Below are 23,234 nucleotides of genomic sequence, written 5' to 3'. Positions count from 1 at the left end.
TTCCTCCTATTATCTAGTTAAGCGACTTTAAATAAAAATACGCCATTATGGTTTTATCATCTATTATTTCTTCGTTTACAACCATACTCTCAAATTTTTTAAGACTTACCCATGTACCTTCTAGTACATCTTCATCTTGTATTTTATTTGTATCAAAATCACTTTTATTTATATTAACTAAAAACATATTCATAGTACTTGCGCTAAATCCTAGTATAGGTTTATAGGAAACTATTTTCTTAATGTCAGCCTTTTCTACATTTAGCGCCGTTTCTTCTTGAAGCTCTCTTATAAGGCAATCCTCTACCTCTTCCCCTTCTATATCTAGAACCCCCGCTGGAATTTCATAGGTTTCTTTCATTACTGCAGGTCTAAATTGTCTTACTAAAAGTATTTCATTTTCTTCGTTCAATACTATAGCTGAAACTGCATCATGATTTTTAACTATTTCATATTCCCTATCTTTAACTTCCCTTTTATAAAGTTTTAACCATCCATCATATATTAATTTATCCATGATTAATCCACTCCTTACATGATTTATAGAAATTTATAATTTCGTTATAAATCAGTACATCTCAATTTATTGAGATGTTTCATTTTTAAAAGTCGTGCTCTATTCCCATTTCATTTAAAAGCTTAACTTTTGCATTATATATTTCCTGTCTTTCCTTTATAATAGAATTCATTGGAGTATCCTCACATATGTCATTATAAGATAACTGCCATACTCTTAAAAATTCTATGGCTCTTATAACAGCTGCTCCTTGAGTATGAAAGGTTTCTTTTCCTACTGCTTCTGTAAGCTTTTTACCAAAGTCAAATAAAAGCTCTTTTTCAATCTTTCCTCCACCTGCCCATACAAGCTTTGGAGTAAGCGCACTATAAAGCTCTGAAGGAGTATCTCCCCACTTAGCTATAGCTTCCTTTCTATTGCCTTCTTTATTTGTTAAGTTCTTTAAGTCATTATCCATGGATTCTTTTGTTTCTCCATAAAATAAATTAAGTACTCCTCCTGTTTTCTTGTAAACAGATTGATATATAAATTCTGTCTTATGTAATGGAAGCATTTTTTTATATTCATCATATATTGGTGATTTTTCAAGCTCAGGTAATACTTTTAATATTCCTGATGCATCTTTATTTATAATGGTATATTCATATAATGTTTTTCCATCTAAAGCTTCAAATTTTTCATTTAATGAACATTCTATTTGTGTTAAAAATAGTTTTACTGCTGTTAATTGATCTGGCAACCATATATCATGAGCATTGTTATTTTCCATAATATTATTCTCCTTTCAAGCTATCTAGCATATATCTTGCATTATTATAATATGGATTGATTTCTAGCACTTCATTTAATACAATCTCTGCCTTTTCATCATCATTTTTCACTATAAGATAATGCTTAGCCATATTGTAAAGAGCTTTTACTTTTAACTCTTCTCCATTAGGTGCGTCATCACTAAAGAAACTTGATTTTTGATAATTTTCTAAGGACTTATCAAACATCCCTAAAAGATTATATATGTATCCTAAGTTATAATGCGTCATTGGGTCATTTTCTTTTAATGCAAGTGCCTTTAGAAACTTTTCTTTACTTTCAAACAAGTTTCCATAGTATCTTAAGCTCATATCTGCTAATACATATTCTATATAATAGTTATCAGCATATATTTTTAATCTCTTACTGTAATTTTCTACTTCTTCTACGTCCTTCTTTTCAGAGGCTCTTATAAATAAAAGCATTTCTAGCGCCCATAAAACATTAAGATTATCCTTATTGTTATCTATGTACTGTTTAAAATAATTATATAATGAAGTGTTTTTTTCTACTTCCTTTAAAATTACTTCAATATAATTTTCTTCATTTATATTTGTGTTATATTCTTCTTGGACAATTTGTTGAAACTTTTTTATGGTATGATAATTGCTTTGACTTTTCATAAAATCCACTCCTTCTTAAAAGATTAACATTTTTATTATATATCTTACCCTATATAAAAATCTACCCTTTTAATATAAATGAGTTAACTAATCCCCATAATATACTATAATTCATACAAATATAAGTATATTTATGTTATAATTAATATGTTTTTATTTTTGACAATAAACGTAACAAAGGTGGGATAGCATGAAGAAAAAAATACTAGCAAGTATAATTGCAGCTTTTTCTTTAACTTTTATACTTAGTTCTTGTAGCAATGAATCAAATAAGGAAGTAGTTAAGCAGAATTATCTTCTAGGAACAGTTGTAGAAATTAAAGCCTATGGTAAAAATGCAGAAAAGGCAACAGAGGAAGCTATGAAAAAGATATCCGAAGTTGATGATAAAATGTCTGTAACTAAACCTACAAGCGAAGTTTCTCTTATAAATAAAAATGCAGGTAAAGCTTATGTAAAAGTTAGTGATGATACCTTTAATGTAATACAAAAGTCCCTTGAATACAGTAAACTTTCTAATGGTGCCTTTGATATAACAATAGGTCCTTTAAGCAGCCTTTGGGGAATTGGCACAGATAGAGCTAACCTTCCGAGTGATAGCGATATAAAGGAAAAACTAAAGCTTGTAAATTATAAAGACGTGTTAATTAAAGAAGATACTAAGGAAGTTAAGCTTAAATATCCTAATCAAGCTATAGATTTAGGTGGAATTGCTAAAGGATATACTGCTGATTTAGTAAAAGATATTTTAGAAAAAAACAACGTAAAAACAGCTTTTATTAATTTAGGTGGTAATGTATTAACTGTTGGTTCAAAATTGGATGGATCTCTTTGGAATATTGGTGTGCAAGATCCTTTAAAGGAAAGAGGAGAATACTTTGCTATAGCTAAAGTTGGCAGTAAATCTGTAGTGAGTTCAGGGAATTATGAAAGATTTTTCATTAAGGATGGTAAGAGATATCATCATATTTTAGACACTAAAACAGGTTATCCATCTGAAAGTGGAATAATAGCCACTACTATTATTTCTGATAAATCCGTTGATGGGGATGCTCTATCCACTAGCACCTTTGTACTTGGCGTAGATAAAGGAATGAAGCTTATAGAATCTTTAGATGGTGTAGAGGCAGTATTTGTAACAGCTGATAAAAAAGTATATTATACCTCTGGATTAAAGGATCATTTTAAAATAACAAATGAGGAGTATAAGTATGAAGAAAGGTGATAAGATATTATTCGTTATAGTAATAGCAGTTTTACTAATTGCAAGTATTGGAACCTATGCGTATAAATTAGCCTTTAAAGACAAAGATAAAATAGCTGTGATTAAAGAGAACGGAAAAGTTGTTAAAACTATAAACCTATCAAAGTTAAAAGGCACTGAAAAATTTGACATTAAAAGTGGGGATCATTTTAATACTATAGTTGTAGAAAACAATAAAATTAGTATAATAGATGCAGACTGTCCTGATAAAGTTTGCATAAAAACAGGATGGATTTCTGATGCTGGGCAGTCAATTGTCTGCCTTCCAAACAAGGTTATAGTAAGTATTGAAGGCGAAAAAACTATGAGTAAAACTCCAAGTGATATAGATGGAGCTTCATATTAAGAGTCTTGAGGTGATTGAATGAAAAAGACAAAAAGAATGGTTCTTTTAAGTCTTCTTACAAGCATTGCTCTTGTAATATATGTGATAGAAGCACAAATTCCGGTAATACTTCCAGGTATAAAACTTGGACTTGCCAATGCAATTTCACTTTTAGCCTTAATTATAATGGGTCCTAAAGAAGCACTGATTATAATGTTCTTAAGAACCTTACTTGGAACTTTTTTAGGAGGAAATATGTCCTCCTTTTTATATAGTATTTCTGGTGGAATACTTAGCAACGTTATAATGATAATACTTTATACAAAATTTAAAGAAAGTTTTAGTCTTTGGAGTATAAGTATAGTTGGAGCAATATTTCATAACATAGGGCAGCTTTTTGTGGCATCGCTTGTTGTGCAGGACTTTAAAGTATACTTCTATCTCCCTATACTTATGATTTCAGCTATAGCAGCTGGATATTTTATAGGACTTGTTACTAATTTTTTATCAAAGCATTTAGAAAAGATACCATTCTTAAAAGAAATATCTTAATGAATTTAAGATATTTCTTTTATAATAAAATTATACAGAGTATATAAAAAAGCATGTAGTTTATAAACTACATGCTTTTTGTATTAAGCATTTGCTGCTTTTGTTTCTAACTTTTCATTTAAGTTTGCAATAGCTTTTGTTGGGCATTTTGCCACACATACTGCACACTGAGTACACTTGTCATAATCTATAACTGGTAAGTTATTAACCATTGTTATAGCCTCACTTGGGCAGTTTCTTACACATAGTCCACAAGAAATACATCCAGTAGAACATACATTTTTAACTTCTAATCCCTTGTCGTGAGAGTTACATGCAATACGTACTTTTTTGGACATAGGTGCTAATTCTATAACACTCTTTGGGCAAATATTTATACAAGCACCACAAGCAGTACATGCTTCTTCATCTACTACAGCTATTCCATCTACTACATGGATAGCATCAAACATACAAACTCCTACACAGCTTCCAAGTCCAAGACATCCGTATGTGCAAGACTTTGAACCGCCACCTGGAGTATTAGCTGCATCTATACAACTAGTTGCACCATAGTATTCATATTTTTCCTTTGCTTTTCCACAAGTACCTTGGCATTTTACATATGCCTTCTTTGGTTCTGAAGAGTCAACTGTTACTCCCATTATTTCAGCAATTTTAGCTGAACATGCTGCTCCACCAACTGGACACTTGTTTGGTGCTGCTCCTTCATTAACAACTGCATCTGCATAAGCATCGCAGCCTGCAAATCCACAACCACCACAGTTAGCTCCTGGTAAAGCTTCTCTAACTAGTGGTACTCTTTCGTCAACTTCTACAGCAAACTTCTTTGAAGCATATCCTAAAAGAAGTCCAAATACTATACCTAATCCCCCTAAGCTTATAACAGGGAATAATAAGCTATTCATTTCCATGCTAACACCTCCTAATTAGATTAAGCCCTGGAATCCTAAGAAAGCTATTGCCATTATACCTGCTGTTATTAAAGTTATTGGTAAGCCTCTTAATGGTTCAGGAATATATTCATTTGTTTCGAATTTTTCTCTTATACCTGCAAGTAATACAAGTGCTAATGTAAATCCAAGCGCTGCTCCTACAGAGTTTACAACTGATTGAATAAGATTGTATTTTTCATTACTATTTATAACTGCAACCCCAAGAACTGCACAGTTTGTAGTTATAAGTGGTAAGTATATTCCAAGTGCCTTATAAAGGTCTGGACTCATCTTCTTTATAACCATTTCAACAAACTGAACTAAGGATGCTATAACTAGTATAAATGCTAATGTTGATAAATAACCTATATTTAATGGTTGTAATATAAATGTTTCAACTAAATAAGTCATCATTGAAGCTAATGCCATAACGAAAGTAACGGCAGCTCCCATACCTGTTGCTGTTTCAACTTTTTTAGAAACTCCAAGGAATGGACATATTCCAAGGAATCTGGATAAAACGAAGTTATTAACTAATAGTGCACTTATAAATATAGTAAATATACTCATTTTTCTTCTGACACCTTCCTTTTTATAAGTTAAGGACTGAAGGCAAAGCTAAATTAGTTAGCTTTAGCCTTCTTTAACTTTCTGTTATTTAATATAGCCATAAGTATTCCAAGTGTTATAAATGCACCTGGAGCAAGTATCATTATTAATGCTGGCTGGTAAACTTCTGGCATAACTTGAAAATTAAATACCTTTCCTGTTCCTAATAATTCTCTTATTATTCCAAGTACAGTTAAAGATAAAGTAAATCCAAGTCCCTGGCCAAGTCCATCAAAAGCTGAAGCTATTACTCCATTTTTAGAAGCATATGCCTCTGCTCTACCAAGTATGATACAGTTAACAACTATAAGTGGTATAAATATACCTAGGGATTTATTTAATGCTGGTAAATATGCTTGAAGTAAAAATTGTAACACTGTAACTAGTGTTGCAATTACAGTTATATAGCATGGTATACGTATTTTATCTGGAATTACTTTTCTAAGTGCAGATATAAATACATTGGAAGCTATAAGTACTACTGTAGCTGAAAGTCCCATACCTAAACCATTCATGGCACTTGATGTAACTGCAAGTGTTGGACACATACCAAGCACTTGAACGAAAGTAGCATTTTCTTTTATTATACCATTAGATAATCTATCGCCTATCATGCTCATTATTATTTGCCTCCTTTCAAGTTAGCATCAAAGAATTTAATAGCTTCATTAACTCCTGTTGTAACTGCTTTTGAAGTTATTGTAGCACCAGTTATTGCTTCAATTTGATTGTCAGCTGAAGGTGGTGCCTTTACAACTGTTAATTCTTTTGCTGGTTTTCCTGTAAATTGTCCAGAAAACTTTGGTTCTGGAGCAAGTGCACCAAGACCTGGAGTTTCTGCATGTTCTATTATTTTAATTCCAGATATTTTTCCATCTGTAGTTAATCCAACCATCATTTTTACAGGACCTGCATATCCTTTAGGTGCTACTGTTATAGTATAACCCTTTAAATCTGCTCCTGCTTTTCCTTCAGTTACAGCTGAAACTGTTCCTGTAAATGTAACTCCAGCTTTATCAGCAAAATCTGTTGCTTCTGGAAGTATTGCTTTATTTGCTTCATCAACAGTTTTCTTTGCTTGAACAGCTATTGGAGCTTTTGTTACTTCACTTACACCGCCTAGTATAAGTCCACATATTGCAGCTATAACTAATAATATTATACCTAATCTTAAACTGCTATCCTTATTCATACTATTTCACCTTCCCAAAAGTTCTTGGAACTGTCCATCTCTCAATAAGTGGAACGAACAAGTTCATTACTAGTATTGAGTAAGATACACCTTCTGGATATCCACCAAATATACGGACAAGACCAGTAATTACTCCACAACCAATACCAAATATTATTCTACCACGTGGTGTAATTGGAGAAGTTGCATAATCTGTTGCCATGAAGAATGCTCCAAGCATTAATCCACCTGCAAATAATTCATAAAATGGATTTGCAGATCTTCCTGCTATTGCAGTCATAATAAAAGTAGTAGCTATAAATGTAACTGGAGCTCTCCAATCAATAATTCTCTTAGCAAATAAGTATGCTGCACCAAGAATTATTGCAAGTGCTGAAGTTTCACCAATACATCCACCAACATTTCCTATAAATACATTCATTAAGCTAGGTGCCTGACCAGTTGCTTCAACTCCTTTTAAGAAAGCAAGTGGTGTAGCTGTTGTTGTTCCATCTAATGTCCATGTAGTCATAGCTACTGGCCAAGATGCAAGTAAGAACGCTCTTGCAAGTAAAGCTGGGTTTACGATATTTTGACCTATTCCACCGAAAAATTGTTTAGCTATTATAATTGCAACGAATCCGCCTATTACTGGCAACCAAAGTGGAACAGATGCTGGTAAGTTAAAAGCTAATAATAATCCTGTTACAACGGCACTTAAATCGCTTATAGTTACTTTTCTATGAGTAGCTTTTTGCCATATATACTCTGCTGCTACACAGGAAAGTACTGAAGCAAGTATTACTAAAAGTCCCTGAAGTTTAAAGAAGTATATTCCTGCAGCAGTTGCTGGAAGTAAAGCTATAACAACATCTCTCATTATGCTTTGAGTTGTATCTTTCGCACGTATGTGTGGAGATGAAGATACGGTATACATTGTTGTTTCGGACATTTATATTCACCTCTTATTTAAATTTTAATTTTATTTTTTCTTTGGAGTTTTACAAACGACCTTTTTACCAGAACGTATTCTTTGTAATAAATGACGTCTTGCTGGACAAGTAAATGAACAGCATCCACATTCTATACAATCTCTTCCATCATATTGATCGAACATTTCATAGTTCTGCATTGAAGCTGATGCCGCAAGTGTTGTTGGCATTAAGTTCATCGGACAAACTTGTACACATTTTCCGCAATTTATACAGTTAGATTCTTCTTCTACAGTTGCTACCTTTTTAGTTAAGCAAAGTATTCCTGAAGTTCCTTTTGTTGCTGGAGCATCTAAAGTATACATTGCAATTCCCATCATAGGACCACCAGATATTATCTTTATTGGATCTTCTACAAATCCACCAGCAAATTCTACTAGTTCCTTCATTGAAGTTCCAATTTTAAATCTGATATTTTTTGGTTCTTTTACTGCATCACCAGTTACAGTTACAACTCTTGAAGTAAGTGGTTTACCATTTACTACAGCATTGTATATTTCATAGATTGTGTCTACGTTTTGAACAACGCATCCTGCATCTGCTGGAAGTGCACCTGATGGTACTTCTCTCTTTGTTAAAGAATAGATTAACTGTTTTTCAGCTCCTTGAGGATACTTAGTTTTAACAGCTTTTACTTCTATTCCAGTTCCTTGTGCTGCTTCTGCCATAGCTTTTATAGCATTTGGCTTATTGTCTTCTATTCCTATATATCCTTTTGCACCTGGGAATAACTTCAGAACTATTTTTAATCCTTCAATTATTTCCTTAGTGTACTCAAGCATCATTCTGTGGTCACAAGTTAAATATGGCTCACATTCTGCAGCATTTACTACTATGAACTCTATTTTCTTGTCAGCTGGTGGCATAAGTTTTACATGAGTTGGGAATGTAGCTCCACCCATACCTACTATACCTGCTTCTTTTATGATTTCTATTATTTCTTCCTTTGATAACTTTGCATAGTCAGCATTTGGCTTTATTGTATCTACTTCTTCATAAAGTCCATCGTTTTCAATAACTACTGCTGAAACCTTAGCTCCGTTAAAATTTGATACTGCTACAATATTTTTAACAGTTCCAGATACACTGCTATGAATATTTGCAGATACAAACCCCTTAGCTTCTCCTATCTTTTGTCCTACTAAAACCCTATCACCTTTTTTTACTAGTGGTTCAGCAGGGGCACCAATGTGTTGTGCCATTGGTATAATAACGTCTCCCTTTGGTAAATACTCTTCTATTTGCTTGTTTTCTGTATAATGTTTACCATGAGGGGGATGTACTCCGTTTTTAAAAGTTAATAATTCCATAAAGACCCTCCATTCTTTAAATTTCTATATGAAATACAATATAAACATTAAATTTTTGAGTATACAAATACTCATTTATATACTAATTTGTTACGCGAAATATGTCAATAGTTTTTGAACAACTTTTAAATTGGTTCATTGGTAACACAAGGAGTATTTCTCCGACATAATAATATTCTACAATAACATGCAAATTCCTCTATTAATAACTAAAATGAATAATTTTTTGTATTCTTTCAAATGTATGAATAGTAATTAATTTAAAATTATTTCGACAATTATGCAATGTCCATTTACAGCTCAATATGTCTTTCATCATATAGTACAGCTGATCCACCTATATAGGAAATGCCTTCTTCTATTTTTACACCTACTATACCTGGCTTATTTAATATGTATCCCTGTTCTACACTGAAGACTTCCATTTCTTTATCATAAAATTTATTTAAATAAATTCCTAACGCACCTGCTGCCACCCCTGTAATAGGATCTTCAGGTATACCAAACAACGGATTGAATTGTCTTGCATGTATAAGGTTATTTTTATCTAGTACATCAAAAGTAAATGGATAAAAGCCTTTAGAACTGGTCATACGTGAAATTTCCTTAAGTTTTTCAAAATCAGGTTTTATAGAAAAAAGCATATCTCGATTTTTAAGAGGTATAATTATTTTAGGCGTTCCCACAGATACTATTTTAATAGGTAGGTTTTCCTTCTTATCTTCGTAAGGTATATTTAACGCTTCAAATATTAACCTTTCTTCAATACATATGTCACTTATAATAGGCTTTGATTGCTCCATATAAATTTTAGAGTCATTTATAAATATTTTTAATTTACCAGCCTTAGTATGCATATATATTTCTGCTTCTTCTACTTCATTTAATACTTTCATGCAGTAAAAGGCTGCTATAGTTCCATGTCCACATAAGTTAGTTTCAACTTCTGGAGTAAAATACCTAAGTTCAAAATTCTTGCAATCCATTTTTCTTATGAAGGTGGTTTCTGAAAAACCTACTTCTTTTGCTATACTTTGCATTTCTTCATCCTTCAGTCCATTGTTTATAACTACTCCTGCAGGATTTCCTCCATTTTCAGATGATGTAAAAGACTTTACAAGAAAAACTTTTATCATTTCCCTCTACTCCCTTTTCTATAATTTTACATACTATTTTATTAATTCATAATTTTATTAATTAGTCAATATTTTTTATAATTTTTTATATTCTTTTTAAAAAATTATGCTATAATTGGATTGGATTTTATTATTAGGATGGAGATAAAATGGATGTAAATAAATTAGTACATTTAACTTCCTTTGCTGGTGAGATTATGCTAGAAAACGGAGCTGAAACTTATAGAGTAGAAGAAACTATAGAACGTATGTGTAGTGCTTATGGAGTACAAAAGGTTGATAGCTTTGTAACCCCTACAGGAATAATGATATCTATAACAGATATAGATGGAAAAGTCTATTCTAAAGTAACTAGAGTCAGACACCGTAAAGTCGATTTAGATAAAATATCTAAAATAAATGATTTATCTAGACAAATATGTAGTAAAAATCTTCCCCTAGATGTAGTTGAAGATTATTTAATAACTATAAAAAACGGACAGGAATATGAACGAAACTTAGTTATATTTTGTTCTTCTATATCTGCAGGTTTTTTTACCTTATTATTCGGAGGAGATTTTAACGATTTTTGTGTTTCTATGCTCATCGGCTTTACTATACAAATACTTTCTAGGACTTTAAACAAAATTGGAACTAATTCCTTTTTTATAAATGCTATAGGAGGTGCTGCAGCTTCCTTTATTGCACTGGCAAGTACTTCATTACATATAGGAAATAATACCGACAAAATTGTAATAGGTTCTCTTATGCTGTTAGTTCCAGGTCTTACAATAACCAATGCCATAAGAGATACTATAGCCGGGGATTTAGTTGCAGGAACTTCTAGAATTATAGAATCATTTCTTATAGCCATTGCAATTGCTGTTGGAAGTGGTTTGGTATTTTCATTTTGGATATCTCATTTTGGAGGAGGTTCTATATAAAATGGAGTTATTTTTGCCTTCTTTTTATTCTTTCATTGCAATACTGGCATTTTCAGTTATATTTAATATAAAAGGAAAAAACACTTGGATAGCTGCCCTAGGCGGAGGGCTAAGTTGGTTTTTTTATATGCTTTCATTAAAATATACTATTTCTCAACCTCTAGCCTTCTTTTACGCTTCTGTAGCTGTAGCTATATATTCTGAAGTAATGGCAAGAGTACGAAAATGCCCCGTTACTATATTTATAATATGCGGCATACTTCCACTAGTTCCTGGAGGAGGCATGTATTACACTATGCTTGCTTCAGTAGAAGGAAATGTAACCAAATCCTTAAATACAGGACTTTCAACCCTTACAATAGCAGGTGCTATTGCCGTTGGAGTGATTTTAGTTTCATCATTAACTAGACTTATAACATTTTATCATAAAAAAAATAATTGTGCTAAAGTGTAATTTAGCACAATTACTTCATAAACATTGTTAAGGTACCTATTAAATCATCTACTGCCTTTTCATCTTTACTTAATGCTTCACAATTTCCTAGGCAGTTTTTGGCATAGTTTTGTAAAACCATGGCTCCTGCCTTATTTATTGCAGATCTTACCGCTGCAATTTGTATTAAAATTTCCTTACAACTTGCATCATTATCTATCATTTTTTCTATGCCCTTTACTTGGCCTTCTATCCTTTTAAGTCTATTTTGAATATCCTTTTTAACACTATCATTTGCCATTGTTATCACCTCATTAAAATACCCCTCTGGGTATTCATATTATATCATTTCTTATATGCACCTTCAACTAAATTTTCTATTTTTAAAGTAATAAAACTTATTTTCATCTCATATGATGTTTAATGAAAACAAGGTAAAGGTGGCTTAAATGAAAAGAAAACTTTGTTATGTAATTTTACTTATGATGCTTATGCTTTTTACTAGTTCATGCTCTAGGTACCATTATTATAAAGGTAAAGAAACTAAATATTATTATACAAACCTTTTATCTAACGAAATTAATTTAAATAACTCTTACAGATGTTCAATAACGGATACTTCTTATTATAAGGAAAAGGAGCTATCTTCAGAAGATTTAAAAGTAATACCTAATTTTTTTTCAAGCCTTGATGAAAAATCCTTTATGGATAGACCTAAAGATCTTCCTAAAAAACCTTTGTATAAGATATTCATTACCATTTCTAACGAAAAATATGTAATAAACGTATATAGTAAAGATTTAGCTTCTATATACCCCTGGGATGGATTTTATGAAATGGATTTTATAAATATGAGTAAAGTACCTTACTCCTATAATCTGTACAACATATGTAATTATATGATTCCTAGAGATAAAAATTAATGATGTGCTGATTTGTGATGTAATCAAAGTTTTTTGTAAATAATGCGAGGAAACATCTCAATGAATTGAGATGTGCTGATTTATAACGAAATCAGAGATTTCTATAAATCATGCATAAATCATATAAAGCAAGAGGGTAAATTCACTTTATCCTCTTGCTTTAATATTAGTGATAAAATATATTAAACTCTTATGCTTCTACAAGGAAAGCATAGTACCCTCTCATAGCTTCATATATATCAGCTTTACTTGCAACTTCCCAAGGTGCATGCATATTATGAAGTGCTACTCCACAATCTATTACCTCCATATTATACTCTGCAAGTATATATGCTATGGTTCCACCACCGCCTTGGTCTACCTTACCAAGTTCTGAAGTTTGCCAAGATACGTTATGTTTATCCATTATTTTTCTAATTTCTGCTACATATTCTGCATTAGCATCGTTAGAACCTGATTTTCCTCTAGCACCAGTGTATTTATTAAACACTAATCCCTTTCCAAAATAAGCTGAATTCTTCCTTTCCATTACAGATGGGAAATTTGGATCAAATGCCGCACTTACATCTGAAGATAACATTTTAGAATTATTAAGTGCACGTCTAAGCTTTAATTCATTATAATCTCCCACTAGATTCATTATTTCTGCTACAGTATTTTCATAGAACTTAGATTTCATTCCTGTAGCTCCAACACTTCCTATTTCTTCTTTATCTACTAAAAGAGTAACACATGTTTTTTTAGGATTTTCCATATCCATCATAGCTTCAAAGGATGTGTATGAGCATACTCTATCATCATGTCCATAAGCCATAACCATACTTCTATCTAATCCATAGTCTCTTGCCTTACCTGCAGGAACTACTTCTAATTCTGCGGATACAAAATCTTCTTCTTCCACATCATATTTTTCATTTAAAAGTCTTAATATATTTCTCTTTACTCTATCTTTCACATCTTTATCAGGAATTGGAATACTTCCTACAAGTATGTTTAAATCTTCCCCATCTATAGCCTTTCCAAGCTTTTTCTCTAACTGATCTCCAGCTAAATGAATTAAAAGATCAGAAACTCCTATTACAGGATCATTATCATCTTCTCCTATAACCACATTTACTGCTGTTCCATCCTTTTTAACTATAACCCCATGAATAGCAAGCGGAAGAGTTACCCACTGATATTTCTTTATTCCACCATAATAATGGGTTTCAAACATTGCTAAATCAGTATCTTCATAAAGTGGATTTTGCTTTAAATCCAGTCTTGGAGAATCCACATGAGCTCCTAATATATTCATACCCTTTTCTATAGGTTCACTTCCTATAATAAATAATGCTAAAGTTTTATCTTTATTATTAGCATATACTTTGTCTCCTGCTTTAAGACTTCCATTGTTTTTTATAATATCTTCTAAATTTTTATAGCCCTTTTTTTCTGCAAATCTTGCAAGCTCTATTACACATTCTCTTTCAGTTTTACACTTAGACATAAATTCCTTATATCTTTCACTTAATGCAAATACCTTTTCTAAATCTTCTTTACTATATTTATCCCAAGCATATTCATATTTTTTCACTAAATCTTTTTCCATTGTTTTTCTGCCCATAGGTAATTAAGAGCAGATCCACCTCCCTTTTCCTGTAATATTTACTTTTTCCATTATATCATAATACATAGACATTTTAAATTTTTGTGATGCATCAAAGCCATTTTTTTCTTTTAAACAAATATATAAGTAAAAGTGAAACTATAATCATAATTACAAACAAGTAATAAAAACCATAATCTGTAAATACAAACGGTATATGCCTTACATTCATCCCATATATACTTGTAATCAAGTTTAAAGGTAAAAATATTGTAGCTATTAAGGTAAATATTTTCATAAGTTCATTGGTTTTATTAGACATTTCAGCCTCAAACGCTTCCCTTCCTAAAGCTAGATCTTGAACTAAACTTTCCAGGGACATCATAAGTTTATCTATTTTTGTATTTAAACTTTCAAAGTATTTCATGTTCGTATCTTTAATTATGGAATTATCATTACTTAGCAAGGAATCGCCTATATATCTTAGCGGATTTAAATATTTTCTAACTTTATATACTTGCCTTCTCAAATCTATAAGATCATCTAATTGCTTATGCTCTGGATTTTTAAGTATTCTTATTTCTATTTTGTCACTTTGCTCTTCTAATTTAGATATAACATTATAGTTTTTTAATATTATTCTATCTAAAATATAATAAAGTATAAGTTGAGGATCAGCATTTTCCTTAAGCAATAAACAATTTTTTTCCTTTCTTATATCTTCCATAAGAAGTTCTAAAAGTTCTAGCTTTTCCTTAAAAGTAGTTATTATATAATTATCACTTAAAAAAATATATAATTCTCTAGAATGTACACCCTCATCATAATAATCAAATATATTGAGAACTATAAATATGTAATTTTTAAAAAACTCTATTTTTGTTCCTTTATTAAAATCTTTGCATTCATTTATAGCCTCTTCATCTAGCACAAATCTTTGTTTAATATCTAGTAATTCATCTACATAGCAATTTACCCATAAATTAAAATTTACATTGTCTGATAGTTTATTTTCTACTATTTTAAACTTATCCTCTATGTTAAAAGCTATCATATTATTCACCCATTAGCTATTATTCCATCAACTTTAACATCCCATTCATTCATTGGTATATAATCTACTATTTGCATTCCATAAGCAAGGGCAATTTTAGGAGTATCCCTTTTTAATTTTACCAAAAATCTATCGTAAAATGCTGCCCCATATCCCATTCTGCCTCCGTTCTTGTCAAAAGCTACTCCAGGAATTAACGCTAAATCTATTTCCTCTTCATTTATTTTATTTTCAAAGTTTTCTGGTTCTAGTATTCCATACTTTCCTGATTTTAAATCATCAATTTTTTTTATTTCTACTGCATACATACCTTCGCTTTTAGATAAAACTTTAGGCACACATACTCTCTTCCGTTGAGATAATGCATACTTTATTATTTCATGGGTATTTACCTCAGTTTTATAACTAACAAAAATAAATATACATTTTGATTTATTGTATAAAGAGCTATTTACTACAGCTTTAAATATATCATTATCATATTTAATTCTTTCATCTAAAACTATATTATCTCTTTTTTCTAATATAATTTTTCTTAATTCTTTTTTATCTATCATTTTTATTTCTCCTCATTACTTCTTCATCCATCCTCATGCTTATGGTATCTACAGGAGTTATAGTACTGCTTAAACTATACCTATGACTAACTGCCGCCGCTTCTATAATAACTGCAATATTTCTTCCAGGTCTTATAGGCAGTGTTATTTTCTTTACATCAGTATTTAATATTTTTACGCTTTCCCTATCTATTCCAAGCCTATCATAATTTTGCTCCGGCTTCCATTGCTCCAAGTGTATTATAAGTCCAATGGTTTTTACCTCCAAGACTGAACTTAATCCATATAATGCAGGTATATCTATTATGCCTACTCCCCTCACTTCTATCATCCCGGATGTTATATATGGAGAAGTACCTATAAGCTTACCTTCTATTTCCTTTATATCTACTGCATCATCTGCTACTAATCTATGACCTCTTTTTATTAATTCTAGTGCTGTTTCACTTTTACCAATTCCACTTTCTCCAGTGATTAATATTCCTATACCATATACGTCCACAAGTACTCCATGAAGTCTTGTTTCCGGTGCCAATTTACCATCTAAATACCCCATAATTTTACTTATGAATTTAGTAGAAATATTATTGGTTCTCAGTGCCCATCTATTATATTCCTTTGCACTTTGAATAAACTCATTATGTGGTTCTAATTCTCTAGTAAATATGGTGCATGGAGTTTCAAACTGAAAAAATTTTCTAAGTCTTTTAGTTCTAAGCTCCGTGTTCATAACATCTAAAAAGCTCCATTCTGCCTTACCTATAATTTGCACTCTATCATTTGCAAAATAACTATAGAACCCCGAAAATTGAAGTCCCGGTCTATTTATATCGCTAATATTTATTTCAATATTCTCTCTACCTTCATTTATAACTTCCAATTGCAAGTCCTTTATTAACTCCTCTACAGTAACTGGCATAACAATTCCTCCCTGGTATTCAATTTTAAATTAAATTATACCATAATAGGTTTATTTTGAATGCAATTTAAAGCAAAATTTAAGGAAACTTTGCAATCTGCAAAGTTTCCTTAAATTGAAGTTATCTTTTTAATTATTATATTAAATATATAAATTGCTTTTAGAAAGTTGGTGATGTGCTTCTATAAATCTTATAGTACCTGTTTTAGCTCTCATTACTACAGAATCAGTAGCAGCAAAGCTTTTTTTAGAATAAACTACTCCCTTTAATAAGTCACAATCTGTTATTCCTGTGGCTGCAAAATATACATCGTCACTTTTAACTAAATCATCTATAAAAAGCACTTTGTCTAGGTCAGAGATTCCCATTTCCTTGCATCTTTTTATTTCTTCTTCATTGTAAGGTACAAGCTTAGCCTGCATATCTCCTCCCATGCACTTTATAGCAGCTGCAGAAATAACTCCTTCAGGAGCTCCTCCTGTACCCATCATTAAATCTATTCCTGTATTTTCAAATCCACAGGCAAGTACTGCTGCTATATCTCCATCTGAAAAGAGTTTAACTCTTGCGCCTAGTTCTCTTGCATCTTTTATTATATCTGAATGTCTTTCTCTTTCTTGTACCATTACTGTAAGCTCTGTTACATCTTTATTAAGGGCCATTGCCACATTAATAATATTTTCTTTATTAGATTTATCTATATCAATAACTCCCTTTGCTCCAGCTCCTACTGCAATCTTTTTCATATACATATCTGGAGCATGTAATAAACTTCCCTTAGGTCCCATAGCTACTACTGCAATAGAATTAGGAAGTCCTTTAGCTATAAGTGATGTCCCATCTAACGGATCAACAGCTATATCCATCTCTGGCATAGTTTCATGTCCTATTCCAACTTCTTGTCCTATATATAGCATAGGTGCGTTATCTAATTCGCCTTCTCCTATAACTACAGTACCTCTTATAGGCATAAGTCCAAAAGCCTTTTCCATACCATCTACCGCTGCTTGATCAGCTGCAATCTTATCTCCTCTACCCATATATTTTGCTGATGCTAGTGCTGCAGCTTCAGTTACTCTTATAAGTCCCATTGCTATATCTTGATTTTTCACGTTACTTCCTCCCATTTATATAATATTAATTTATTACAATATAGTATAGTATAATCTTTATTTAAATACACTTTATTTTACTTAAACGCTTAACTAAAAGTATTTAAGCTATACTTTATGTAAATATTATAACACATATCATAATTTACTCAACACTTATTTAAAATTTTGTGGTTATATTTAAATTACTTTAAACATAACCACAAAAAAATAAAAAGCCAGAAGTCATATAACTTCTGGCTTATGAAAACTAAATTTTATCCCAATGTGCCGTTAAACTTACTCTTCACACCCGCCCTATCGCAGGTGGGTCCCTTTCATCAACCTTCTGCCTACTGCAGTTTAGCTAATCTATATATCAGCATCAGCAGCTTGACATAGCTTTGAGTATTAAAGGTCCCTTTCAAATAATGTCGGTTGAACAACTAAGTCTCACGCACACCTCAGGGTTACAATATTATTATAGCATTATTTAGAAAATTTTCAAGAGCATTTTGAAAACGTTTTTCTTATTTTTTACCATTAAATCTAACAGCTTTTTCATAAACTTCCTTTAATAATTTTTCATTATCCTTTATAGGAAGCTTATCAGTACTTTCTACGTATATTTTTTCTTCTACCTTAGCATCCATAGCTGCCATAGCAAATACAAGAGTTTCTTCTACAGGCTTAAACATATCCGGCCATGAGCTTCCTCCTGTTGCAAGAATTACTCCTCTTTTAGGCTTTATATTAGTTCTATCTTTTCTTATATACTTCTTACTCCAATATACTTGAAGCCTATCTATAAGAGCCTTTAAAGGTGCAGGCACCCCAGAAAAATACATAGGAGTTGCTATTACAATCACATCACTTTTCTTTATCTTGTCGTAAACTTCAATCATATCATCCTTTATAGCACAGCTTTCCACCTTATAACAATACTTACAATCTATACAAGGACCTATTTTTTCATCGTAAACCTCAATTATTTCTTTATTACCCTCTAACCCCTCTAAAAACTTTTCCATAAGATTATGGGTATTCCCTTTTTTATTTGGAGAAGCTGAAAAAACTAGTATGTTCATATATTATTCCTTTCCTTAGCACACTCTATAGATTTAACTCCTCTAATACTTTTTCTATATCTACATCTTTATCCTCTGTAATCACTGCTATAAACTCTGTATATGGCTCTTCTTCATCAGTTTCATCAATTTCTACTTCATAGGATATAAACTGTGCCTTTACACCTTCTTCTTCCATGAGTCCCTCTACTATATCAGATACATTATCTACAGATATCTCATTTAAATAAGGCACATAATAATCATAAAATTTTTCTTCATTTTCATCTTCTTTACATTCTTCTTTTGCATAAGCTTGTGCTGCAGATAATTCATCTTCATCAAAATCATAAAAAAATCTTAAAACAAGTGTTTCCTTGTCCTTATACTCTATTTCTTCAACTTCACTTAATCCACTAACTAAAAGAAATTTAACTATATCATCTCTATCCATTTGTAATACATCTCCTTTTATTTAAATATATAATTATATACATTGTACTAAAATTTACTTATAAATCTATCTACAAATTCATCTGCCATTTTGTATTCAGCTTCACTTGGTACAAACTTGAATCTAAATCCATCCACTACATTGAGTTTTAAGCCTCTCATTCTATCCATCATAAGCTGAACACCTTCTCCACTCCATCCATAGGAACCAAAGGCTGATGCTATCTTTCCCCTATTAGTTATTGCAGATAATTCAGACATCACATCCCAAACAGGTTTTACAGCATCTTGATTTATAGTAGGTGAGCCAAATATAACTCCTTTTACACCTTCTATAGCAGAAATTGATTCATCAATGCCAAAGGTTGTTATTTCATGTAATTCAGATTTAATTCCCTTTTCATTTAATTTATCATTTATATACCTTGCCATAATTTCTGTATTTCCATAGGCTGAAATGTAAAGCACTACTGCAGTTTTATCCTTTGGTGCATCGGTAGACGCAAGTCTCCTATAGGTTTCTATACTTTTAGAAATATCTTCACCAGTATGTATAGGACCATGACTTGTGCATACCATGTCTAATTCTAAATCTTTAATTTTGTCCAATCCTGATAACACAAATTTTTTAAAAGGAGCCATTATAACTTTAAAGTAGTGTTCTACTTCTCCCTCATACTCTTCTTCATATCCTTGCACAACATCGTGTTTTGGGCAATAATGACATCCTAAAAAATCACAGCTAAATAACATCTTCTGCTCTTTGGCATAGGTAAAGATTGTATCTGGCCAATGAAGATTAGGAGCTGATATAAACTTTAATGTTGTTTTACCAAGATTTAATTCTTCTGGAATTACCATTATATCCAAATCTTTATTTATTATATCCTTTAAGTATACGGAACCTGCTTTAGATGCTATTATCTTAGCATCTGGATAAACCTCGTGGAGTTTTGCTATAGTGCCACTGTGATCTAATTCTGTATGCTGAGATATTATATAATCAACCTTTTTGTCCCCTATAATTTCCTTAACATTTGTCATAAATTCTTCAAAAAATCCTTCTTTTACAGCATCAATTATAGCAACTTTTTCATCATTTATTAAATAAGAATTATATGTAGTGCCATATTCTGTTCTCATTATTATGTCAAATACTCTTAAATTTGGATCCTTTACGCCTATCCAGTATATATTTTCTTTTAAATTTATATGGTTCATTTTATCACATCCTCCTTGACCCCTTATGTTTTATACCAATGTATCATTTCAAGCAAATTTTCACTTAGCTATATATGCACAGTTATAACTTCACTTGAATTTCTTTCCTTAAAATTATTGTACCATATTTCCTCAAAAAATAAATAATCCTGAAAATTATTAATTAATATATAATGTTATTTTGTGTATTTAAAAAAGTTTTATTCCATTGTAATCTTTACTTGTTTAATATTCATAGTTAATTAAACATATTATATAATAACAATTAATGTATTTTTTGAAAATTATAGAAAGAAGGATTGATTTATGCTTTATAGAAAATTTGGAAGAGAAGATTTTATAGTATCTTCATTAGGCTTTGGATGTATGAGATTTCCAGTAATAAATAATAATGACGAGCTTATAGATGAAGAAAAAGCCATAAAGATGTTAAGGTATGCAATAGATAATGGAGTTAACTATGTGGATACTGCCTATCCCTATCATAATGGACAAAGTGAAGTATTTGTTGGTAAGGCCCTAAAAGATGGTTATAGAGAAAAAGTAAACCTCGCTACCAAATCCCCTGTTTGGCTTATAAAAAGCTATGAAGATTTTTATAAATACTTAAACAATCAGCTTCAAAAGCTTCAAACAAATTATATAGATATGTATTTATTACATGCTCTTAATAAAGAAAGCTGGGAACAGATTATTAAGCTAGATGTATTGAAATTTTTAGATGAAGCTAAAGAAAAAGGCCTTATAAAATACCCTGGATTTTCTTTTCATGGTGATATAGATACATTTAAAGAAATTGTAGATTCATATGATTGGAGCTTTTGTCAAATACAATATAATATACTGGATATAGATTATCAAGCCGGACTAGAAGGATTAAAATATGCCGCATCTAAAGGACTGGCAGTTATTATAATGGAACCTTTAAAAGGTGGCAAACTTGCCATAACTCCTCCAGAGAAAATTCAAAGCTTATGGGATAAGTCTGAAATCAAAAGAAGTCCTGTCCACTCTGCACTTAAATGGCTGTGGAACCAACCAGAAGTTACCCTTATATTAAGTGGTATGAGTTCTATAGAGCAAGTAATGGATAACATAAAATATGCTGATGATTCTCAAATACACTCACTTACAGATGAAGAGCTTAAAATAGTAGATGAAGTTCATCATACTTATAATAACTTAATTAAAATAAATTGCACCACATGTGGGTATTGTATGCCTTGTCCGCAAGGTGTTGATATTCCCCTAAACTTTTCAATTTATAATGATAGATATATATACAATGATTTAAAAAATTCTCTTAAAAAATATAAAGACTTACATGAAAGCAAAAAAGCTTCCTCCTGCATAGAGTGTGGCAAGTGTCAAACCCTATGTCCTCAAAACTTACCAATAATTGATGCACTTAAAAAACTGCATGAAGAACTAGCTTAAAATTAACAAATTATTAATGAATTCTTCATAGTGCTTATAACTATGTTTCTACAAAATATGATATATTATATGTAAGGTTTTAAATTATACCTAAAAGAAGGTGATATGAATGGAGTATTTTAATAAAGGTTATGGAATGGATAAAGGGTTATTTAAGATATTAAAAATTCTAGGATTTTTATTTTTAACTTATTTCATAATCCAAGGCTTATTTATATTAATTCCAGTTGGTATATTAATATATGCAGGCTATAGAGGAATAAAGTTCATACAATCAAAATTTAAAAGATTTAAAAAGGCAGAAAACATAAATGAAGAAGCATTTGAGATATATAAAGACAGCAATCAATATGTATATAATTCTGAAGTAATTGATGTGGAATACGAAGAAGTTACTAAATAATAAGAATGGCAGGTATCCTGTCATTCTTATTATTTTATATAACTTTATTTTATATAAAATGAAGTTATATAAGCGGAAATAATTATATCGTACTATCTTTGAAATACTATGTATAAAAAGCATAAATATATGCTATTATTACTGTATATAGCTAAGTTAGGGGAGGATAATTTGAAGAAAGGACTAATACCTGTAATTATAATTACTATAATAGTAGCAGCCTTCTTAATATTATATGCTCTAGGCATCACTATGGGGCTTTTAGTTAGTAATGTGCCCTTTATAGCAATAATATTAGTTGTAGTTGTATTTATAATACTTTTAACAATGCTAGTAATGACTCTAATCGAAAGAATAAAGGAAATTAAAGGAGAAGATAAAGATGATATTAGTAAATACTGATTTTATAACTGGAAAAGACATAGAAACTTTATCTATAGTAAAAGGATCTACAATACAGTCTAAGCATTTAGGTAAAGACATTATGAGCGGCTTTAAAACCTTGGTTGGTGGAGAGTTAAAGGCTTACAGTGAAATGATGGATGAGGCAAGAGCTATTGCAACAAAGAGGATGGTTGAAGAGGCAGAAGATCTAGGAGCAGATGGAGTAATAAATATAAGATATGCCTCCAGTGCAGTAATGCAAGGAGCGGCAGAAGTTATAGTTTATGGAACAGCAGTAAAATTTAAATAAAAATTTCCCGACATTTTTAATGTTGAACGGGTCGTATGGAATTTGCATTTAGGAAAGCTTCGCTTCGCAAAAAAGCTCTAATATTTCTTCCTTTTAAGGTGCCTAAGCCTTCTAAACTCGCTATGGCTCAAACAGTAGAAGGCTCTATACGGCACCTTAAAATCAGAAATAAAGAGCTTTTAATTGCTTGCTCAATGCTTTCTACAATGCAAATTCCATACTTGTG

General features: G+C 31.1%; 30 protein-coding genes and 1 other RNA gene. 11 read left to right on the top strand and 20 right to left on the bottom strand.

The genetic code is table 11. The features are described 5' to 3' along the window. Window positions 1-13 precede the first annotated feature (13 nt). The 3 genes from CRN98_RS08960 to CRN98_RS08950 all read right to left on the bottom strand — a co-directional run bounded on the left by CRN98_RS08960 (window position 14) and on the right by CRN98_RS08950 (window position 1,950). The gene (locus tag CRN98_RS08960; protein WP_341455804.1) at window positions 14-517 is read right to left on the bottom strand and encodes an NUDIX hydrolase; all 504 of its coding nucleotides are present in this window, start codon (window positions 515-517) and stop codon (window positions 14-16) included. An 85-nt stretch (window positions 518-602) separates the two neighbouring features. Then, window positions 603-1,286, bottom strand: a complete 684-nt coding sequence (locus tag CRN98_RS08955; RefSeq protein WP_097027091.1) for a hypothetical protein — start codon at window positions 1,284-1,286, stop codon at window positions 603-605. A gap of 4 nt (window positions 1,287-1,290) precedes the next feature. After that, window positions 1,291-1,950 carry a tetratricopeptide repeat protein gene (locus CRN98_RS08950; RefSeq protein ID WP_097027090.1) on the bottom strand — a complete coding sequence of 220 codons (660 nt, stop codon included), beginning with the start codon at window positions 1,948-1,950 and terminating at the stop codon, window positions 1,291-1,293. A gap of 190 nt (window positions 1,951-2,140) precedes the next feature. On the opposite strand from CRN98_RS08950, the gene CRN98_RS08945 reads away from it, so the two are divergent. Genes CRN98_RS08945 through CRN98_RS08935 form a run of 3 tightly spaced genes read left to right on the top strand, consistent with a single transcriptional unit; the run spans window position 2,141 to window position 4,091 of the window. Continuing rightward, a complete protein-coding gene (locus tag CRN98_RS08945; protein ID WP_097027089.1) occupies window positions 2,141-3,175 on the top strand; it encodes an FAD:protein FMN transferase in 1,035 nt (344 codons plus the stop codon). Then, window positions 3,162-3,560 (top strand): NusG domain II-containing protein, encoded by a 399-nt coding sequence (locus CRN98_RS08940; RefSeq protein ID WP_097027088.1) that lies wholly within the window; start codon window positions 3,162-3,164, stop codon window positions 3,558-3,560. The genes CRN98_RS08945 and CRN98_RS08940 overlap by 14 nt, the downstream gene beginning before the upstream one ends. 18 nt (window positions 3,561-3,578) lie before the next feature. Then, window positions 3,579-4,091, top strand: coding sequence for a Gx transporter family protein (locus tag CRN98_RS08935; RefSeq protein ID WP_097027087.1), 513 nt, complete (start codon window positions 3,579-3,581; stop codon window positions 4,089-4,091). Window positions 4,092-4,174: 83 nt separating this feature from the next. Here CRN98_RS08935 and rnfB read toward each other — a convergent pair whose 3' ends face one another. From rnfB to CRN98_RS08900, 7 genes are all read right to left on the bottom strand, one after another. Continuing rightward, window positions 4,175-4,999, bottom strand: coding sequence for an RnfABCDGE type electron transport complex subunit B (rnfB, locus tag CRN98_RS08930; RefSeq protein ID WP_097027194.1), 825 nt, complete (start codon window positions 4,997-4,999; stop codon window positions 4,175-4,177). 21 nt (window positions 5,000-5,020) lie between these two features. Continuing rightward, window positions 5,021-5,596 (bottom strand): electron transport complex subunit RsxA, encoded by a 576-nt coding sequence (rsxA, locus tag CRN98_RS08925; protein WP_097027086.1) that lies wholly within the window; start codon window positions 5,594-5,596, stop codon window positions 5,021-5,023. Between the two features lie 53 nt (window positions 5,597-5,649). Next, window positions 5,650-6,255: an electron transport complex subunit RsxE gene (rsxE, locus tag CRN98_RS08920; RefSeq protein ID WP_179632061.1), complete on the bottom strand. Its 606-nt coding sequence runs from the start codon at window positions 6,253-6,255 to the stop codon at window positions 5,650-5,652. A 2-nt stretch (window positions 6,256-6,257) separates the two neighbouring features. Beyond that, window positions 6,258-6,827 carry an RnfABCDGE type electron transport complex subunit G gene (locus CRN98_RS08915; protein ID WP_097027084.1) on the bottom strand — a complete coding sequence of 190 codons (570 nt, stop codon included), beginning with the start codon at window positions 6,825-6,827 and terminating at the stop codon, window positions 6,258-6,260. 1 nt (window position 6,828) lies between these two features. Then, on the bottom strand, window positions 6,829-7,758 hold the full coding sequence (locus CRN98_RS08910; protein WP_097027083.1) for an RnfABCDGE type electron transport complex subunit D: 930 nt from the start codon (window positions 7,756-7,758) through the stop codon (window positions 6,829-6,831). Between the two features lie 30 nt (window positions 7,759-7,788). After that, entirely contained in the window at window positions 7,789-9,108 is a 1,320-nt protein-coding gene (gene rsxC, locus CRN98_RS08905; RefSeq protein ID WP_097027082.1) for an electron transport complex subunit RsxC, read from the bottom strand. A 293-nt stretch (window positions 9,109-9,401) separates the two neighbouring features. Next, window positions 9,402-10,244 (bottom strand): PhzF family phenazine biosynthesis protein, encoded by an 843-nt coding sequence (locus CRN98_RS08900; protein WP_097027081.1) that lies wholly within the window; start codon window positions 10,242-10,244, stop codon window positions 9,402-9,404. 149 nt (window positions 10,245-10,393) lie between these two features. On the opposite strand from CRN98_RS08900, the gene CRN98_RS08895 reads away from it, so the two are divergent. Next, window positions 10,394-11,167 carry a threonine/serine exporter family protein gene (locus CRN98_RS08895; protein WP_097027080.1) on the top strand — a complete coding sequence of 258 codons (774 nt, stop codon included), beginning with the start codon at window positions 10,394-10,396 and terminating at the stop codon, window positions 11,165-11,167. 1 nt (window position 11,168) lies between these two features. Further along, complete coding sequence (locus CRN98_RS08890) at window positions 11,169-11,621, top strand: threonine/serine exporter family protein (protein ID WP_097027079.1); 453 nt, start codon at window positions 11,169-11,171, stop codon at window positions 11,619-11,621. A 10-nt stretch (window positions 11,622-11,631) separates the two neighbouring features. Here CRN98_RS08890 and CRN98_RS08885 read toward each other — a convergent pair whose 3' ends face one another. Beyond that, a complete protein-coding gene (locus CRN98_RS08885) occupies window positions 11,632-11,901 on the bottom strand; it encodes a metal-sensitive transcriptional regulator (RefSeq protein ID WP_097027078.1) in 270 nt (89 codons plus the stop codon). A 148-nt stretch (window positions 11,902-12,049) separates the two neighbouring features. Here CRN98_RS08885 and CRN98_RS08880 point away from each other — a divergent pair, with 148 nt between their 5' ends. After that, window positions 12,050-12,523, top strand: coding sequence for a DUF4883 family protein (locus CRN98_RS08880; protein WP_097027077.1), 474 nt, complete (start codon window positions 12,050-12,052; stop codon window positions 12,521-12,523). Between the two features lie 190 nt (window positions 12,524-12,713). Here the strand turns inward: CRN98_RS08880 and CRN98_RS08875 are convergent, their stop codons facing one another. The 9 genes from CRN98_RS08875 to CRN98_RS08835 form a co-directional block, all read right to left on the bottom strand. Further along, window positions 12,714-14,129: an aminopeptidase gene (locus CRN98_RS08875; protein WP_341455803.1), complete on the bottom strand. Its 1,416-nt coding sequence runs from the start codon at window positions 14,127-14,129 to the stop codon at window positions 12,714-12,716. A 94-nt stretch (window positions 14,130-14,223) separates the two neighbouring features. Continuing rightward, on the bottom strand, window positions 14,224-15,165 hold the full coding sequence (locus CRN98_RS08870; protein ID WP_097027076.1) for a magnesium transporter CorA family protein: 942 nt from the start codon (window positions 15,163-15,165) through the stop codon (window positions 14,224-14,226). A gap of 5 nt (window positions 15,166-15,170) precedes the next feature. Beyond that, window positions 15,171-15,722 carry a 5-formyltetrahydrofolate cyclo-ligase gene (locus CRN98_RS08865; protein ID WP_097027075.1) on the bottom strand — a complete coding sequence of 184 codons (552 nt, stop codon included), beginning with the start codon at window positions 15,720-15,722 and terminating at the stop codon, window positions 15,171-15,173. Continuing rightward, window positions 15,712-16,641 carry an HPr(Ser) kinase/phosphatase gene (hprK, locus tag CRN98_RS08860; RefSeq protein ID WP_097027074.1) on the bottom strand — a complete coding sequence of 310 codons (930 nt, stop codon included), beginning with the start codon at window positions 16,639-16,641 and terminating at the stop codon, window positions 15,712-15,714. The genes CRN98_RS08865 and hprK overlap by 11 nt, the downstream gene beginning before the upstream one ends. 141 nt (window positions 16,642-16,782) lie before the next feature. Further along, a complete protein-coding gene (glpX, locus tag CRN98_RS08855; RefSeq protein WP_097027073.1) occupies window positions 16,783-17,754 on the bottom strand; it encodes a class II fructose-bisphosphatase in 972 nt (323 codons plus the stop codon). A 255-nt stretch (window positions 17,755-18,009) separates the two neighbouring features. Beyond that, window positions 18,010-18,207, bottom strand: a non-coding RNA gene (ssrS, locus tag CRN98_RS08850) — 6S RNA. Between the two features lie 56 nt (window positions 18,208-18,263). Beyond that, complete coding sequence (locus CRN98_RS08845; protein ID WP_097027072.1) at window positions 18,264-18,821, bottom strand: flavodoxin family protein; 558 nt, start codon at window positions 18,819-18,821, stop codon at window positions 18,264-18,266. Between the two features lie 25 nt (window positions 18,822-18,846). Beyond that, window positions 18,847-19,254 (bottom strand): hypothetical protein, encoded by a 408-nt coding sequence (locus tag CRN98_RS08840; RefSeq protein WP_097027071.1) that lies wholly within the window; start codon window positions 19,252-19,254, stop codon window positions 18,847-18,849. A 47-nt stretch (window positions 19,255-19,301) separates the two neighbouring features. Beyond that, window positions 19,302-20,474, bottom strand: a complete 1,173-nt coding sequence (locus CRN98_RS08835) for an FprA family A-type flavoprotein (protein WP_097027070.1) — start codon at window positions 20,472-20,474, stop codon at window positions 19,302-19,304. A 306-nt stretch (window positions 20,475-20,780) separates the two neighbouring features. Between CRN98_RS08835 and CRN98_RS08830 the strand changes: the two genes are divergently transcribed. From CRN98_RS08830 to CRN98_RS08810, 5 genes are all read left to right on the top strand, one after another. Continuing rightward, complete coding sequence (locus CRN98_RS08830; RefSeq protein ID WP_097027069.1) at window positions 20,781-21,911, top strand: aldo/keto reductase; 1,131 nt, start codon at window positions 20,781-20,783, stop codon at window positions 21,909-21,911. Between the two features lie 109 nt (window positions 21,912-22,020). Continuing rightward, window positions 22,021-22,314, top strand: a complete 294-nt coding sequence (locus CRN98_RS08825; protein WP_097027068.1) for an ABC transporter — start codon at window positions 22,021-22,023, stop codon at window positions 22,312-22,314. A gap of 171 nt (window positions 22,315-22,485) precedes the next feature. Next, on the top strand, window positions 22,486-22,716 hold the full coding sequence (locus tag CRN98_RS08820; protein WP_097027067.1) for a hypothetical protein: 231 nt from the start codon (window positions 22,486-22,488) through the stop codon (window positions 22,714-22,716). Then, window positions 22,697-23,008: a YbjQ family protein gene (locus tag CRN98_RS08815; protein ID WP_097027066.1), complete on the top strand. Its 312-nt coding sequence runs from the start codon at window positions 22,697-22,699 to the stop codon at window positions 23,006-23,008. Before CRN98_RS08820 ends, CRN98_RS08815 begins: the two co-directional genes overlap by 20 nt. Before the next feature lie 35 nt (window positions 23,009-23,043). Further along, window positions 23,044-23,234, top strand: a 191-nt coding sequence (locus tag CRN98_RS08810) for a hypothetical protein (protein ID WP_143331289.1), incomplete at its 3' end; no start/stop codon positions are given.

Source organism: Clostridium peptidivorans, from assembly GCF_900205925.1.
Classification (GTDB): Bacteria; Bacillota; Clostridia; order Clostridiales; family Clostridiaceae; genus Clostridium_AK; species Clostridium_AK peptidivorans.
Note: the sequence above shows the minus strand (reverse complement) of the source record. Positions and strands in the feature narration are given on the sequence as shown.